The following is a 15,263-nucleotide window of genomic DNA, read 5'->3' on the forward strand; positions in this document are numbered from 1 at the left end:
GGATTATGACTTATTTTACGAGAAAAATAGGCTCTTTTTTCTTTTCATCAATTGTGTACGGAAGGGAATAAGCTGGAACAAAAAGGGAATTTTTCACAAGCAAGTCGCGAATATCGTCTCCGTAGCGATAATTGTGCGTTTCTGTTTGCAACTTTTCATACAAATCGATACGATAATCAACGTAAATTTCCCCTTTGCCGTCAATAATAAGCGGAAGATTTTTCCCTGAAAAAGGGCTGACGACGTGAGGAGGAGCATTTAAACGCAACTTTTTATAATCAAGCGTAAACACACCTTTAGCCAACACATCTTTAAACGGTGGATAACCGTGGGCATCTTGATACATGCGAATGCGCAACTTCAAATCACGAACGGCTTCCGCCAAACGAAGATCTAGCAGCTTCACCGTCGGATTTGTTTCAACATCAACGAGAACATATTGGTATACACCGCCGCTTTCAAACGCATTGCCTGGCGGTTCTGCCATATATCTCGGGACGAGCATGTTAAAGTCAATCGGATATTTTTGATAAATCGGCGTCGACATGTCGCGCGTCCGAATTGGCAACAGTCCGCCTGTCGCTTGACGATATTCATTTACCGCTTGTTGAACGCGCTCGACTTGTTCTTTGTATGGAATTTGATTTTGCGCTAAACGCTCTTGCGGATATAAGCATCCGGATAACAGCATCACTATACTAACGACCATTGCAGAAAGCAGCCACTTTTTCATCATTCATCCATCCTTTTACTCTTGCACTGGTCCGCTAAATACGACAAACACAATAATAAGACCAGCGATCATCATACTTATGTACGCAATCGTCGCTAAAACGACTTTCAGCACTTTATTTTTCACTTTATATCGGCTGAAATAAATGGAAAATACAGCTACAAACATTAACCCAATTCCCGTTAAAGAAATCCACATTTTTAACAAACCCGGTGACATCGCTCTCCCTCGCTTTCTCCCATTTTGTCAATACATAAAAAAGCTGAAGTAAAGCGGGGCTTCTTTACTTCAGACGATGACTAACTTGCACCATCCATTTAAGCCTGAGAATGTTTTCATAGCATTGTATGCAATATTCATAACAACGCACTCTTCACATGCCCATTTCAAACAAAATTATAACGAAATGTTTGCTAAATCTTCAAGTTCTGACGTTTTGCCACGCGCCATGAGAGAGTCAACTGCACGCTTTACATCTTTGCCGTTAAATAATACATCGTAAAGCGCATTCGTAATCGGCATATCGACATTCATTTTTTTCGCTAATTGATAGGCAGCTTTTGTTGTCCGTACCCCTTCTACGACCATTCCCATGTTCGCTAGCACATCGTCAAGCGCCTGTCCTTTGCCGAGCAAATTGCCAGCGCGCCAGTTGCGCGAATGAACGCTTGTACACGTCACAATCAAATCACCAATGCCTGTCAATCCTGCAAATGTGAGCGGATTGGCCCCTAGTCGGCTACCGAGACGCGCCATTTCTGCAAGCCCGCGCGTCATAAGCGCCGCTTTCGCGTTATCTCCGTAACCGAGCCCATCCGTAATCCCCGCTGCTAACGCGATAATATTTTTTAAAGCCCCGCCAATTTCTACCCCAATTAAATCCGGGTTTGTGTATACGCGGAAATATTGATGATTCATAAATAAATCTTGAATGCGCTCGGCAGCTTCCATATTTTTCGATGACACCGTCACCGTCGTCGGATGGCGTAAACTCACTTCTTCCGCATGGCTCGGACCTGACAAAACAACGACATCTCGCAACAAATGGGCTGGCATTTCTTCCTCAATAATTTCAGAAATACGTTTATTTGTATCGGGCTCAATTCCTTTGCTGACGGAAACGATGGTAATCGGCTGTTTCACGCACGTTCGTACGCGCTGTAATACGTCGCGGATCGCTTTCGTCGGCACAGCTAATACGACCGTTTCCACTCCTTCAAGCGCTCGAGCAAGATCAACATAACCGACGATCGCTTTTGGAAGATGAATATTTGGCAAATATTTTTCGTTTGTATGTTTTTCATTAATCTCATCAATCTGTTCCTGGCGCTGTCCCCAAAGTCGAACATGATGTCCGTTATCAGCAAGAACGATTGCTAAAGCCGTACCCCAACTACCAGCTCCTAATACAGTAACCATTGAATCCCTCCTTACTTGCGCGGACGTGCAATAATTTTAATTGGCGTTCCTTCAAACCCAAATGTATCACGAATTCGGTTTTCTAAAAAGCGTTCGTATGAGAAATGCATCAATTCCGGATCGTTGACGAATACAACGAACGTTGGTGGCTTTACCGCTACTTGCGTCATATAATAAATTTTTAATCGTTGGCCGTTATGTGTCGGTGTCGGATTCATAGCAATCGCATCCATCAACACTTCGTTCAATACGTTCGTTTGAACGCGCATCGCATGATTTTCACTTACCATTTGAATGATCGGCAACAGCTTATGCAACCGTTGCTTCGTTTTTGCCGATACGAATACGATCGGTGCATAATCAAGAAATTGAAAATGGTCACGAATTTTTTTCTCAAATTCGATCATCGTTTTTTCATCTTTTTCAATTGCATCCCATTTGTTTACGACAATAACGACACCTCGACCAGCTTCATGCGCATACCCCGCAATTTTTTTATCTTGTTCAATAATGCCTTCTTCCGCATTAATGACGACAAGCACAACGTCGGATCGCTCGATCGCCTTTAGCGCGCGCAACACACTATATTTTTCGGTACTTTCATATACTTTTCCTCTTTTGCGCATCCCTGCTGTATCAATAATGACATATTCTTGACCATCGCGTTTAAACGTCGTATCGATCGCGTCGCGCGTCGTCCCTGCAATATCGCTAACGATGACGCGTTCCTCACCTAAAATGGCATTAACGAGCGATGATTTCCCAACGTTTGGGCGACCAATTAAACAAAATTTAATGACATCGGCATCGTATTCCTTCGTTTCACGCTTCGGAAAATGGGCGATGACTGCATCTAACAAATCTCCGATCCCTAATCCGTGCGTACCAGAAATCGGGATCGGTTCTCCGAATCCGAGCGTATAAAAATCATAAATGTTTTCACGCATTTCTGGATTATCAATTTTGTTCACTGCTAACACAACTGGTTTATTCGAGCGATATAAAATTTTCGCTACTTCTTCATCAGCAGCTGTGACGCCATCTCGACCATTCGTCATAAAAATGATGACATCCGCCTCATCGATCGCAATTTCTGCTTGTTGACGAATTTGCGTTAATAGCGGTTCATCGCCGATGTCAATACCGCCTGTATCAATAATGTTAAACGTTGTGTTTAACCATTCACCACTGCTATAAATTCGGTCACGGGTCACTCCCGGCACATCTTCTACAATGGAAATACGTTCTCCGACAATGCGGTTAAAAATCGTCGACTTCCCAACATTTGGGCGACCAACGATCGCTACAACTGGTTTCGTCATACGCTCACACTCCTTCATTAAGTTTCGAAACCCGAACAAAAAAGAAGCCCTTCCATTGAAGGGTCTAGCTTTCCCATTTTATCAAAAAAATCAATGTTTCACAATAATGAGCAAATCGTCGCTTAGCGCGTGGGCGATGCCGTCTAAAATAGCTTCTAAGTTCGCGGCAACTCGCTGCATTTCCTCATTGTTTTCACAAATAAATGTCACGCCACCAGCCACTTTATGAGGCGACGTTGTAATGACGGCTAAAATCATTTTTTCCACAGTCATCGTAACACCTTCCCTGCTTGGTTCGTTTCCGATTTCGTCGGCATACGAATCGCGTTTTCTAACGTCGGCACATTCCGAATAATTGCTTTTGCTTTTTCCACATCTTTTTCCTGTGGTAAAATAAAGATGCCGACTCGTCCATCATCTAAATCCCGCTTGGCGAGCGGAACGAGCGCTGGCGTGCCTGAATCGCGGTATACGCCCAACGCGGTCGAAATATCGTGCAAAATCGCCTGCCGTTGTCCAAGATTAGCGATTGTGGAGCGGGCATTAAAATTTTTTGGCTTCAAAATAAATCCCATGCCATATCGTAAAATTTCTTCTCTCCTCGCTTCTAGGCCGATGTTCATAATGTAAATATTGTCGACATATAACCCTGCCCCTTTAAAATGGGGTTTCACGTACTCCACTTCGACAATGTCGCCAAGCCGGCTGCCGGACATGAATTTACGAGCCATAATAAACGAAAGCGCAGCAGCAACGATCCCAAGCCATACGTTCCAAACTAAATATGCAAACGTACTTAAAAATGACGCAAAAATAACTAAGTAATTTCTCCCTTCAAAGACGATGGCAATCCCTTCAATGTACGTCTTACCACGCGGCACAAGTTCGTACTGATCGAGCTCATTTAACGTATTTCGCTCCATGTTTCGCACATCGCGAAACTGAGAGGCCGCCAATGCTAAAAAAGTAATGGCAGCGAACTCTTTTTCCATAATGGCCGGCACCGCCACAGTTCCAAGTCCTGCTGCAATAAAGCCGAGCGCAATATGAATAATTTTTCCGTGCAAATATGTTGGATATTGGCGGTAATCTGTTTTTAGTAAGTATAATCTCGTTGACACCCCGACAATGACACCAAATAAAATTGGATACGTATATTCGTTCACGTTTTAGCCTCCTTTGTCCGCTTGTAAAATCTCGTATCGATATGCATCGGTAATTGTTCAAGCCACTTCCATATAAATAAACATGTCGTTGCAAACGCCCATCCATCTAAAAATAACAATGAGCCAACGACGTGGGGAAATGAAAATTGCTTTAACACAAATGCGTACAAAAAGTCTCCTTGACAACAACCGACCGTCAAAACGAGCAAACGATCATGAAATGTTCGATATAATGAAAACGATGCAAGCAAAAGGACGAATGCAAGCAACCATGTCGCATCTATAAACACCCAAACCGGGTCAAACAATAACATGAAATGAAAGGAAGCATATAACATCGTCATACTTGCACTTGCCAATGCAAAATACATGAACGTCATCCCCGTTTGTTTCATGACGAAAAAATAACTAACAAAAAGCATGAAGACGTATGCAAGTGAAATGTGAAACGAATGAATTGTCACATCATGCGCAGACAATATAATTAACAATAAGATACATACACAAATCCATAGGCGCGCACGATTTTTGGGAGCGAAAAACGTGTAAATGATCCATAAAAACCAAGAAAGCCAATAAAAATAACCTCCTTCCACCGTAACACCTCCACTTTCCATTATGTCTTATTTTTAAAAATTTAATCTCTGTATGTGGAAAAAAGGAATGGACAAAATAAAAAACGGAGGAGGGATAAACAAACATGGGAAGAGATCGCCAAGAGAAAAAGCTAAAACAATCGCGACGCGTTGAGTCCGATCGCGATCCAGCTAAAAATTTTAAAGGAAGTACAAAAACGGAAAAATAAACGGAAAAGGTGCCCATTTAGGACACCTTTTCTTTATGGTCGTCGGCTATAACGCGTCGTATCAATGCCTCGCTCACGCAGCCAATGATGTGTTTTCCCTGTGATGACGAGGGGAGCTTTTTGCAAATCGGCAACTGTCGAAGTACCTAGCGCTGTCATAATAAGTGTTAAATCATTATGCAGACGCTCAATTTCCTCAATTAATGCTTCCACCCCTCGCTCGATAAGGAAACGCAACATATAGCCTGCCATTCCTACCGCAGAAGCACCAAGCGCAATACATTTAGCTACATCTAGGGCATGTTGCACGCCACCGCTGCCAATAATGGACAATCGCTCGGTAGTTGTTGCCACTTCGGCAATCGATACGGTCGTCGTCATTCCCCATTCATTAAAATACGTCAATGGTTGTTTGCGCCGCTCATTTTCAATTTGCGCAAAATTCGTTCCTCCAAAGCCGCCAACATCAACTGCACATACGCCGATCTGTTCTAACTTCCGCGCCGTCTCTTTGCTCATACCGAAGCCAACTTCTTTTACAATGACCGGTACATCAACAGCAGAAACAATTTGTTCAATGCGTGAAAGCGCTCCACAAAAATCTCGGTCACCTTCAGGCATAACTAACTCTTGAACAACGTTTAAATGAATTTGGATGGCATTTGCTTCAATCATATCGATTGCTCGCTTTGCCAGTTCGACCGTCGCTTCGCTACCTAAGTTAGCAAAAACAAGTCCATGTTTATTTACTTCCCGAATCACAGTAAACGACGAGCGCGCTCTCTCATCCTTTAAAGCAGCCATTTGTGAACCAACAGCCATAGCTATACCACACTGTTTAGCCGCGTAAGCAAGCTGTTCGTTAATTTTCGCCGTTTGGTCGCCTCCACCGCCCGTCATTGCATTAATAAAAATCGGCGAACGTAAAGAAAGTTCGCCGATTGTCGTTTGCAAATCAATATGAGCAGTGGAAATATTCGGCAAGCTATTGTGTACAAATGTCACATCTTCAAACCCGTGCAAGCGGTGCTGTCCTGTTGCAAGAGCATATTCAATATGTTGTAATTTTCGTTTTGCACGATCCACTGCAATCACCATTTATTTTAATTTTTTTAGCTGTTCTCCAATCACTTCACCAATTTGAAATCCCGTCGTCGTCTCTGTTGAAGTTGTATATTCACGATAGTCTTCTTGTACGTCATCTTCGAGCAATTCACGAATGCTTAACGATAAGCGTTTTTCTTTTTCGTTTACTGCAAGCACTTTCACTTTTACAACATCGCCTTCTTTTAACACTTCATGCGGTGCCCCGATATGCTTTGTTGAAATTTGCGAAATATGAACAAGACCTTCAACACCTGGTAACACTTCAACGAACGCTCCGAATGGCGCTAAACGTTTCACTGTCCCTTCTAACACATCGCCTTCTTTTATTTTTTGTTCGATATGATCCCATGGAGCTGGCAATGCTTCTTTCACCGATAAAGAAACGCGACCGCTTTGTTCATCAATCGCAAGCACTTTCACTTTTACGACATCGCCTTCTTTCACGACGTCTGACGGATGATCTACACGTGTATGGGCAAGCTGAGAAATATGTACGAGACCATCAATCTCACCAACATTGACGAACACGCCGAAGTTTGTAATGCGCGCGACTGTTCCTTCAAGCACTTGACCGACGTGAAGCGACTGCAATGCCGCCTTCTTTTTCGATGTTTCTTCTTCTTCTACAACAGCCCGATGAGATAAAACGACGCGATTTTTTTCTCGATCAAGTTCAATGACTTTCACAGCTAACGTACGTCCTTTATAGTCTGTGAAATCCTCGACAAAATCTTTCTCAACAAGCGATGCTGGAATAAAGGCACGGACGCCGACATCAGCCACAAGCCCGCCTTTTACAATATCTTTCACGACTACATCAAACGTCTCGCCGTTTGTAAGTTTTCGCTCAAGATCTTCCCACGCTTGTTCCGCATCTGCAGCTTTCTTCGATAAAATGATTGCTTCATCTTCTACTTTTTTCACTTTTGCGATGACTGCATCCCCAACCGACAGCACATCACTTGCTTTTTCGATATGAAGGCTTGACAGCTCACTAATCGGGATAATGCCGACAAGCTTGCTTCCCTCTACATCAACAAGCACTTGTTTGTCTTCTACTTTTGTCACTTGACCTTTTACTGTGTCGCCTACTTCATAGACGCGTACATCAACTTGATTCATCTCTTCCATAGTGAATACCTCCTTACACTCCACACCTGCTCGACGACAGAAATATATGTTGAATGGGCGAACAACGATGTGCTCGTCCATTAACCACAAAGAAAAAACTTCCTTTTTTACTAATCTGTATTAAAACGTTGTTTTTGTCAAGTCATAACTACTGATGTTCATCTAAAAGTTGTTGAATATGCTCCATAATGACAGCTGTGACCTCGTCAGCGCTCGCTCTTCTTTCCCGCCATGGAGCGAAATCAATTGGGGCACCGTATACGACTTTTAATCGCTTTCCGACACGATAAGGTCCGATGATGGCACACGGCACAACAACTGCATCGCTACGCAACGCAAAGAAGCCTGCACCAGCTAACCCTTTTTTCAATTTCCCGTCTTTACTTCGCGTCCCTTCCGGAAATAATCCGAGCACTTTTTTTTCTTTTAATAAAGCTAGCCCTGTCCGCAACGCCTCTCGGTCTCCCATTCCTCGACGAACAGGAAACGCATGCAGACGAGAAACGAGCTGCTTCACAATAGGTGTGTGAAACAGTTCTTCTTTCGCCATAAAATGAACAGGACGCGGACATGTGATCCCGACAACTGGTGGGTCTAAGTTGCTAATATGATTGGCGCAAATGAGGACAGCGCCTTCTTTTGGAATATGCTCTACTCCGCTTACTTCTATGCGATAAAGCGGAGTAAGTACATGTTTAACAACTGTGCGAGCAAACGTGTAAAAGCTCACTGCCCCTCCACCCTTTCATGGACAATGCACATAATACGATCAACGACTTCATCAATCGATAATGACGTCGTATCGATTTCAATGGCGTCTTCCGCTTTTTTCAGCGGAGCTACTGCACGTTGTGAGTCAATTTGATCGCGGCGAGCAATTTCCTCTTTTAGTTGCTCTAAGCTAGACGGAATGCCGCGCGCCATATTTTCTTCGTGACGACGTTTTGCCCGCTCTTCAACAGACGCAAGCAAAAAAATTTTCACTTCCGCATGCGGGAGCACGTGTGTTCCAATGTCGCGGCCATCCATGACAACGCCGCCGTGTCGACCTAGCTCACGCTGGCGTTTAACCATTTCTTCGCGAACCGCTGGGTGTTTCGCTACATATGACACGTTGTTTGTCACATCGTTGTTTCGGACTTCTTCTGTAACATTTTCGCCATTTGCAAATACAAGTTGCCCAGCTGGCGAAGGTTTTAATTCAATATATGTATCATTTAGCACGTTCATTAATTGTTTTTCATCATGAACGTCTACACCGCGCCGGAGCGCACAATATGTTAAGGCGCGATACATCGCTCCCGTATCAATATAAACGTAAGACAACGCTTCAGCTAGTCGTTTCGCGACCGTACTTTTGCCAGCAGCTGCTGGTCCATCAATCGCGATCGAAATTTTCTTCTTCATAATGCCTCCTGTCAATCGTTTTCGTTTCAACAAAAAAGCAGGAACGTTCCTGCTTCTATATTGTATCATACCGTTTATCGTTGGTCGAATGTTTCAATCGTTTTTGTTTCAGAATTTTTCATGACACCTTCGTAACGAATCACTTTCACGACGTAAGGTGCAAATGACGAATGGAAAACGACATATTGAGCGATACATAAAAAAATAAACTGTATAATAGCAAGCTTCCACAACATCCGTTCAATTGTCTTCATTCGCCTCTTCCTCCCTGTCATTTTATTTTTATTATGGGAGAAAATACGTATACTTATGCTTCAAATTGTTCCTTTTTTCTCGTTTCAAGCTGCTTTTCAAAACTATAGCGAATTAACGTGAGGCGATCAACATCGCTCACCTCTAAAAATTGCAAAGATGCTTTCGGGACGTTTTCTTCAAATATACGAACAACGCGCGCTGGAAAGCGTAAATAATGATAGTCCCCTGAACGCATATGAAGCACAAGCCAAATTTCAATTGTCATTCCATGTTTCAATCCCGTTTCATGATGCGGTAGCACAATGGCTGCCCCACCGGCACTCATGTCGCTTGTGACTGTCGTAAATGGAGCAAACTCTTCATTCAACGGATGAACGGCCACGTCCGTAATGGCATCGACACGCACAAATTGTCGACGTTGAATGCGAAGGAGCTGATTGTCTCCGGGGTATGACAAAATGAGCAACGGCACATTGCGTCTCGTTCTTCCTAGCACTTCTGTTTCAAACGCATAAACCGCCTCATCTTCCCCGACGAAGCTCGCTTTTAATTGCGTTCCGTCTAACAAAAATGCGGTGCGATTCGTGCTCATATCAATCGGATAATCAATATAAATTTTCCCGTCTTCCATCTCTGCGACTTTACATTTGTATTTTTCCATTTGCTCGCTATATTTCGGTTCAAGCGTCAATGGCACCCCAATTTTAATCAACGTATGTTCCCCCTCGCTAAAAACATTTCCTTCTTTACCTTTATTGCATAAAAAATACACCTCAAAGCATTTTCAATTTGACAATAACATGATACCATCAAAATGAAAAGAAAAGAATTGGGAACGAGGAAGAAATTATGTGGGCTATTATTTCTGCGGGGATTGCCCCCGGATTGGCGTTGCTCAGTTACTTTTATTTAAGAGATGAATACGAAACAGAACCGTTATCCCTTGTTTTGCGCATGTTTTTATATGGAACGTTTTTAGTGTTTCCGCTTATGTTTATTCAGCACGTATTAAAAGTTGAACATATGTTGCCAAACGCGTTTGTTGAGGCATTTTTATCAACTAGTTTGCTTGAAGAGTTTTTTAAATGGTTTGTGTTTTACTATGCGATTTATGATCATCGCGAGTTTAATGAACCTTATGACGGCATCGTTTACGGCGTAAGCGTATCGCTCGGATTCGCTACGCTTGAAAACATTTTATACTTGTTAGCAAACGGAGTGGAGTTTGCTGTTACTCGCGCGCTGTTGCCTGTATCAAGCCATGCTTTGTTTGGTGTAATTATGGGTTTTTATTTAGGGAAGGCAAAATTCGGTTTAGCTACAAAAGAAAAAGGATATATATGTCTATCTTTTCTTCTCCCATTCTTATTTCATGGGATATACGACTATATTTTATTAACACAAGAACAATGGATATATTATATGCTTCCGTTTATGATTTTTTTATGGTGGCTCGCTTTACGAAAAGTAAAACTTGCGAGAAGCATGATAGTCGATATTACTCAAACATCAAGCCAAGCGTAACGCTTGGTTTCTTTTTTATGTATAAAAACGTCATTGTGACAAAAAATAGCGTCAAAAGGTATTGTTTACACATCAAGGGAGGAGTCACAATGCACAAATGGTTTATTTGCTTATTCCTTATCTTCTCGTTTAGTTATACGTCGCAAGCACACGCGTTTTCAAAACAAGTAATTCAACGCGGAGCGGTAGGTGATGATGTTATTGAATTACAGGCAAGACTACAATACCTCGGCTTCTACAGGGGCAAGATCGATGGGGTATTTGGCTGGCGAACGTACTGGGCGTTGCGAAACTTTCAATATAAATTTCAATTGCCTGTAGACGGTTTAGCGGGACAAACAACAAAGCAAAAACTCGTTCGAGCTTCAAAATATTACAAATCGTTTGTCCATGAAAATTTACGAAAAGGAAACACTTTCACTCATTATGGCGGCGTTCCGTTAAGTAAACAAGTAAAAGTTCGGCAAACGAGGACAAACAACCGTGCGACTACTCAAAAAGCAGCAAATACACAACTAAAAAAACGAGCTAATCCACAACAAACGGCTACAAGAAACGCAAGAACAGCGGCCGTCAACGTCCCGAATGGCTTTTCACAAAATGATTTACAGCTTATGGCCAACGCTGTACACGGGGAAGCACGCGGTGAGCCATACATTGGACAAGTGGCTGTTGCGGCAGTCATTTTAAATCGCATAAATAGCCCTTCTTTCCCGAACACAGTAGCCGGCGTCATTTTTGAACCAGGGGCGTTTACCGCCGTAGCAGATGGACAAATTTGGCTTACTCCGAACGAAACGTCTCGTAAGGCTGTGCTCGATGCATTGAATGGATGGGACCCGTCAAGTGGCGCGTTATACTACTTTAACCCGAACACAGCGACAAACGGTTGGATATGGAGCCGACCACAAATTAAACGAATTGGAAAACACATTTTCTGTAAATAGGAGGGGAGTTTTTTGCTACGTATTTTACTTATTGCGGTACTATCTGTTGGCATCGCCGGAACAGCATATTGGGGATATCGGGAACATCAACAAAAAAACGCGATTTTAATTCACGCAGAAAACAATTATCAACGCGCGTTTCATGATTTAACTTATCAAATTGATTTACTTCACGATCAAATTGGAACGACATTAGCGATGAACTCCCGACAATCGCTATCACCTGCGCTTGCGGAAGTATGGCGCCTTGCTTCCGAAGCACACGCAACTGTCGGGCAATTACCACTTTCTCTATTGCCGTTCAATAAAACAGAGGAATTTTTATCAAATATCGGTGCGTTCAGCTACCGTGCAGCCATTCGCGATTTAGATAAACAACCGTTGGATGCTGAAGAATATAAAACGTTACAACAACTGTACAAAAAGTCTGCTGACATTCAACAAGAGCTGCGGAATGTGCAACATCTCGTACTAGAAAACAACTTACGGTGGATGGATGTCGAATTGGCGCTTGCAACAAATAATCGTCCAAACGACAATACAATTATCGACGGGTTTAAAACGGTAGAAAAAAATGTACAGTCTTATCAAGAAACGGACTTCGGTCCTTCATTTACAAGTGTAGAAAAACGCCAACAACGATTTTCACATATAAACGGAAAAAAAATTAGTGAAGAAGAAGCAAAGCAAATCGCCAAAACATTTCTCGGATTAAAAGGGAATGAAGAAATTCAAGTCGTTCATAGCGGAGAAGGGGCAAGCGATGCCTTTTATAGCATAACAATAAAAAACCCAAAAACAAAAAGCGAAACGTATATGGATGTTACTGAAAAAGGCGGATATCCAATTTGGGTAATTGAAAACCGTCCAGTCAACAAGCAAAACGTGAGTTTAAATGAGGCAACGATGCGAGGGCTTCAGTTTTTAAAACAACATAAATTTAACAACTTTGAATTATACGAAAGCACCCAGTACGATCACGTAGCTGTCTTAACATTCGTTACAGCACGAGATGGGGTGCGTATTTATCCAGAATCCATTAAAATGAAAATCGCGCTAGATGACGGGAACATCATTGGCTTTTCCGCACGTGATTACTTATCATCTAAGCGGGACCGAACGATTCCAAAACCGAAAATTTCTGTCGAGCAAGCACGAAAAAAAATTAATCCGAACGTAACCATTATGGAAGAAAGAAAAGCGATCATTATGAACAACATCAATCAAGAAGTGCTTTGCTATGAATTTTTAGGAACGCTCGGAGACGACACATATCGCATCTTCATCAATGCACAAAACGGTATAGAGGAGAAGGTCGAGAAGCTTCAAAATCCTGAACCGGTATATGGCGAAATATGAAGGGGGCTGATCATTCAGCCCCTCTTTTCCGTCGTTTCAATAATGGAATTCCGCATAATATGAATCATCGCTTCAAGCTGTTCAAACGTGCTAGCTAACGGAGGCATAAAGACGATGACGTCACCGAGCGGGCGTGTCAGCATTCCTTTTTCTCTCATTTTTAATGTCGTTTTATACCCCATCCGTTCCATCCACGGATACGGTTCATGAGTATGGCGATCGCGCACAAGTTCGATGCCGCACATCATCCCTAGTTGCCGCACGTCCCCAACATGATCGAGCTCGGTAAATGATGCGAGCTGCTCAGCGACAAATACTACTTTCTCCTCCACTTGTTCAATTAATCGCTCCCGTTCAAAAATCTCTAGATTAGCTAAAGCAGCTGCGCAACCGAGCTGGTTCCCTGTATAAGAATGTCCATGAAAAAACGTTTTAAACTCCGCATAGTCCCCATAAAACGCTTCATAAATGGCTTCCGTCGTCAACGTAGCTGCAACAGGCAAATAGCCGCCTGTCATTCCTTTTGCAACAGTTATCATATCTGGTTTGATATTTTCATGTTCGATCGCAAATCGTTTTCCCGTCCGTCCAAATCCAGTAGCAACTTCATCAACGATAAGCAAAATATTATAGCGTCGGCATAACTGTTCTACTCCTTTTAAGTATCCTGCTGGCATGACATGCATCCCACCAGCCCCTTGAATCATACCCTCGACAATCATCGCAGCAATCTCTTCATGATGTTCAATGAATAACGTTTCTAATGCGCTTAGCGCCTCATCGCGTACGACGTTCGGATCGTTGCTCGGATGGCGATAGGCGAGCGGGAACGGTGCTTTATAGCTCGTAAACATTAACGGTTCATATACGGTGTGAAAAATATCGATCGCTCCGACGCTAATGGCACCGACCGTATCCCCATGATAACCGTTTGTGAGCGTCACAAATTTTTGCTTTTTATTTTCCCCGATATTTCTCCAATATTGAAAGGCGATTTTGAGCGCAATTTCCACCGCTTCTGCCCCGCTGTCGGAATAAAACACGCGCGTAAGATGACTCGGTGTCCATTCAATTAATTTTTCCGCCAATGCGATCGCAGGAATATTCGCTGCACCTAGAAGAGTCGAATGAGCGATTCGCTCAAGCTGTCCGCGGATGGCATCATCAATTTCTTTTTTTCGATGCCCATGCACGTTTAGCCAAAGCGATGAATACCCATCATAATACGTTTTTCCGTTCACATCTGTTAAAAAAATCCCGTCGCCACTTTCAATAACGAGTGGATGTTGTTCATAATCTTTCATTTGCGTAAACGGCAACCATAAATACGTTTTACTTTTTTCAATCCACTCGTTCATTGCCACCATTCCTTTCTCCATACAACTTCACCGCAACTACCGTCCGGCATATGTGGAATGTTTCCAATGACCGGCACGCCTGTCATCGTTTCGATCATACGTATATTGTCTCGCTCAATTTCATTTGTTGGAGTAGAAAATCCGTTCATAATAATGCCAGCAATATGTAAGCCATGCGCTCTAGCATATTCAACCGTTAACACCGTATGGTTAATCGTTCCAACACTCGCTCGCGCCACGATAATGAGCGGCAAAGATAATGCTTGTGCTAAATGGGCAACAAGAAACGATTCATCGACGAGTGGAACAGCAATTCCACCCGCTCCTTCAACAAGCACGAAGTCATACGTTTGTTGAAGTTTTTTCACATGTGCTACAATGCGGTTTGGCTCAATAGTTACTCCATCCATACGCGCAGCTAAATGCGGAGAACAAGGAGTTTGCAATAAGTATGTATATCCTTCTTCATCCGTCACATCAATCACTTGTCGATACATTTCCACATCCGGTGCAATCCATTCCCCCCCTTGCCATTGCGCCCCGCTTTGAATCGGCTTATAAGCTGTTGCACGTATTTGTTTGTTTATAAGGGTGCGCAACATACAAACGGTAACAAATGTTTTCCCTACGTCCGTATCTGTTCCTGTAATAAAAAACGCTTTCATCCTCTACCCCCTTCACTTTTGTTAACTAATATTTTATTAAAGTTAACAATATAAAGCAATAAAAA

At 42.7% G+C, this 15,263-nt stretch carries 19 protein-coding genes; 4 read left to right on the plus strand and 15 right to left on the minus strand.

Going from position 1 to position 15,263, the window contains the following annotated elements:
- Nucleotides 1-10 precede the first annotated feature (10 nt).
- The 7 genes from K1I44_RS00340 to K1I44_RS00370 form a co-directional block, all read right to left on the minus strand.
- The gene (locus K1I44_RS00340) at nt 11-733 is read right to left on the minus strand and encodes a hypothetical protein (protein WP_003394521.1); all 723 of its coding nucleotides are present in this window, start codon (nt 731-733) and stop codon (nt 11-13) included.
- A 15-nt stretch (nt 734-748) separates the two neighbouring features.
- Nucleotides 749-952 carry a DUF2768 domain-containing protein gene (locus tag K1I44_RS00345; RefSeq protein ID WP_003394519.1) on the minus strand — a complete coding sequence of 68 codons (204 nt, stop codon included), beginning with the start codon at nt 950-952 and terminating at the stop codon, nt 749-751.
- A 177-nt stretch (nt 953-1,129) separates the two neighbouring features.
- A complete protein-coding gene (locus K1I44_RS00350; RefSeq protein ID WP_003394517.1) occupies nt 1,130-2,152 on the minus strand; it encodes an NAD(P)H-dependent glycerol-3-phosphate dehydrogenase in 1,023 nt (340 codons plus the stop codon).
- 11 nt (nt 2,153-2,163) lie between these two features.
- Complete coding sequence (gene der, locus K1I44_RS00355; protein ID WP_219984937.1) at nt 2,164-3,474, minus strand: ribosome biogenesis GTPase Der; 1,311 nt, start codon at nt 3,472-3,474, stop codon at nt 2,164-2,166.
- Nucleotides 3,475-3,564: 90 nt separating this feature from the next.
- Complete coding sequence (locus K1I44_RS00360; protein ID WP_003394511.1) at nt 3,565-3,747, minus strand: capping complex subunit for YIEGIA; 183 nt, start codon at nt 3,745-3,747, stop codon at nt 3,565-3,567.
- Nucleotides 3,744-4,640: a YIEGIA family protein gene (locus K1I44_RS00365; RefSeq protein WP_219984938.1), complete on the minus strand. Its 897-nt coding sequence runs from the start codon at nt 4,638-4,640 to the stop codon at nt 3,744-3,746. Before K1I44_RS00365 ends, K1I44_RS00360 begins: the two co-directional genes overlap by 4 nt.
- Complete coding sequence (locus K1I44_RS00370) at nt 4,637-5,236, minus strand: YphA family membrane protein (RefSeq protein ID WP_219984939.1); 600 nt, start codon at nt 5,234-5,236, stop codon at nt 4,637-4,639. Before K1I44_RS00370 ends, K1I44_RS00365 begins: the two co-directional genes overlap by 4 nt.
- 104 nt (nt 5,237-5,340) lie before the next feature.
- Here K1I44_RS00370 and K1I44_RS00375 point away from each other — a divergent pair, with 104 nt between their 5' ends.
- Complete coding sequence (locus K1I44_RS00375) at nt 5,341-5,445, plus strand: YpzI family protein (protein ID WP_219984940.1); 105 nt, start codon at nt 5,341-5,343, stop codon at nt 5,443-5,445.
- Nucleotides 5,446-5,478: 33 nt separating this feature from the next.
- Here the strand turns inward: K1I44_RS00375 and fni are convergent, their stop codons facing one another.
- The 6 genes from fni to K1I44_RS00405 form a co-directional block, all read right to left on the minus strand.
- A complete protein-coding gene (gene fni, locus K1I44_RS00380; RefSeq protein WP_219984941.1) occupies nt 5,479-6,531 on the minus strand; it encodes a type 2 isopentenyl-diphosphate Delta-isomerase in 1,053 nt (350 codons plus the stop codon).
- A 12-nt stretch (nt 6,532-6,543) separates the two neighbouring features.
- Entirely contained in the window at nt 6,544-7,683 is a 1,140-nt protein-coding gene (rpsA, locus tag K1I44_RS00385; protein WP_219984942.1) for a 30S ribosomal protein S1, read from the minus strand.
- Between the two features lie 148 nt (nt 7,684-7,831).
- Complete coding sequence (locus K1I44_RS00390; RefSeq protein ID WP_003394497.1) at nt 7,832-8,413, minus strand: lysophospholipid acyltransferase family protein; 582 nt, start codon at nt 8,411-8,413, stop codon at nt 7,832-7,834.
- Nucleotides 8,410-9,090 (minus strand): (d)CMP kinase, encoded by a 681-nt coding sequence (cmk, locus tag K1I44_RS00395; protein ID WP_219984943.1) that lies wholly within the window; start codon nt 9,088-9,090, stop codon nt 8,410-8,412. The genes K1I44_RS00390 and cmk overlap by 4 nt, the downstream gene beginning before the upstream one ends.
- A gap of 74 nt (nt 9,091-9,164) precedes the next feature.
- The gene (locus K1I44_RS00400) at nt 9,165-9,344 is read right to left on the minus strand and encodes a YpfB family protein (protein ID WP_003394493.1); all 180 of its coding nucleotides are present in this window, start codon (nt 9,342-9,344) and stop codon (nt 9,165-9,167) included.
- Between the two features lie 53 nt (nt 9,345-9,397).
- Nucleotides 9,398-10,057 (minus strand): flagellar brake protein, encoded by a 660-nt coding sequence (locus K1I44_RS00405; RefSeq protein ID WP_003394490.1) that lies wholly within the window; start codon nt 10,055-10,057, stop codon nt 9,398-9,400.
- A 137-nt stretch (nt 10,058-10,194) separates the two neighbouring features.
- On the opposite strand from K1I44_RS00405, the gene prsW reads away from it, so the two are divergent.
- From prsW to ypeB, 3 genes are all read left to right on the plus strand, one after another.
- Nucleotides 10,195-10,869, plus strand: a complete 675-nt coding sequence (prsW, locus tag K1I44_RS00410) for a glutamic-type intramembrane protease PrsW (RefSeq protein WP_003394488.1) — start codon at nt 10,195-10,197, stop codon at nt 10,867-10,869.
- Between the two features lie 89 nt (nt 10,870-10,958).
- Entirely contained in the window at nt 10,959-11,816 is an 858-nt protein-coding gene (gene sleB / locus K1I44_RS00415; protein WP_003394486.1) for a spore cortex-lytic enzyme, read from the plus strand.
- A gap of 12 nt (nt 11,817-11,828) precedes the next feature.
- Nucleotides 11,829-13,175, plus strand: coding sequence for a germination protein YpeB (ypeB, locus tag K1I44_RS00420; RefSeq protein ID WP_219984944.1), 1,347 nt, complete (start codon nt 11,829-11,831; stop codon nt 13,173-13,175).
- Between the two features lie 14 nt (nt 13,176-13,189).
- Here the strand turns inward: ypeB and bioA are convergent, their stop codons facing one another.
- Both bioA and bioD read right to left on the minus strand, forming a co-directional pair.
- Nucleotides 13,190-14,554, minus strand: coding sequence for an adenosylmethionine--8-amino-7-oxononanoate transaminase (gene bioA, locus K1I44_RS00425; RefSeq protein WP_219984945.1), 1,365 nt, complete (start codon nt 14,552-14,554; stop codon nt 13,190-13,192).
- Nucleotides 14,530-15,198 (minus strand): dethiobiotin synthase, encoded by a 669-nt coding sequence (bioD, locus tag K1I44_RS00430; RefSeq protein WP_219984946.1) that lies wholly within the window; start codon nt 15,196-15,198, stop codon nt 14,530-14,532. Before bioD ends, bioA begins: the two co-directional genes overlap by 25 nt.
- Nucleotides 15,199-15,263: the final 65 nt, after the last annotated feature.

The organism is Anoxybacillus sp. ST4 (genome assembly GCF_019448545.1).
Classification (GTDB): domain Bacteria; phylum Bacillota; class Bacilli; order Bacillales; family Anoxybacillaceae; genus Anoxybacillus; species Anoxybacillus pushchinoensis.

Bases quoted from the DNA above. Each gene is read 5' to 3' on its own strand.
- cmk (WP_219984943.1), bottom strand. From the start codon at position 9,090: ATGAAGAAGAAAATTTCGATCGCGATTGATGGACCAGCAGCTGCTGGC.
- K1I44_RS00375 (WP_219984940.1), top strand. From the start codon at position 5,341: ATGGGAAGAGATCGCCAAGAGAAAAAGCTAAAACAATCGCGACGCGTT.
- K1I44_RS00340 (WP_003394521.1), bottom strand. From the start codon at position 733: ATGAAAAAGTGGCTGCTTTCTGCAATGGTCGTTAGTATAGTGATGCTG.
- bioD (WP_219984946.1), bottom strand. From the start codon at position 15,198: ATGAAAGCGTTTTTTATTACAGGAACAGATACGGACGTAGGGAAAACA.
- K1I44_RS00350 (WP_003394517.1), bottom strand. From the start codon at position 2,152: ATGGTTACTGTATTAGGAGCTGGTAGTTGGGGTACGGCTTTAGCAATC.
- K1I44_RS00400 (WP_003394493.1), bottom strand. From the start codon at position 9,344: ATGAAGACAATTGAACGGATGTTGTGGAAGCTTGCTATTATACAGTTT.
- prsW (WP_003394488.1), top strand. From the start codon at position 10,195: ATGTGGGCTATTATTTCTGCGGGGATTGCCCCCGGATTGGCGTTGCTC.
- der (WP_219984937.1), bottom strand. From the start codon at position 3,474: ATGACGAAACCAGTTGTAGCGATCGTTGGTCGCCCAAATGTTGGGAAG.
- sleB (WP_003394486.1), top strand. From the start codon at position 10,959: ATGCACAAATGGTTTATTTGCTTATTCCTTATCTTCTCGTTTAGTTAT.
- K1I44_RS00360 (WP_003394511.1), bottom strand. From the start codon at position 3,747: ATGACTGTGGAAAAAATGATTTTAGCCGTCATTACAACGTCGCCTCAT.
- K1I44_RS00345 (WP_003394519.1), bottom strand. From the start codon at position 952: ATGTCACCGGGTTTGTTAAAAATGTGGATTTCTTTAACGGGAATTGGG.
- rpsA (WP_219984942.1), bottom strand. From the start codon at position 7,683: ATGGAAGAGATGAATCAAGTTGATGTACGCGTCTATGAAGTAGGCGAC.
- bioA (WP_219984945.1), bottom strand. From the start codon at position 14,554: ATGGAGAAAGGAATGGTGGCAATGAACGAGTGGATTGAAAAAAGTAAA.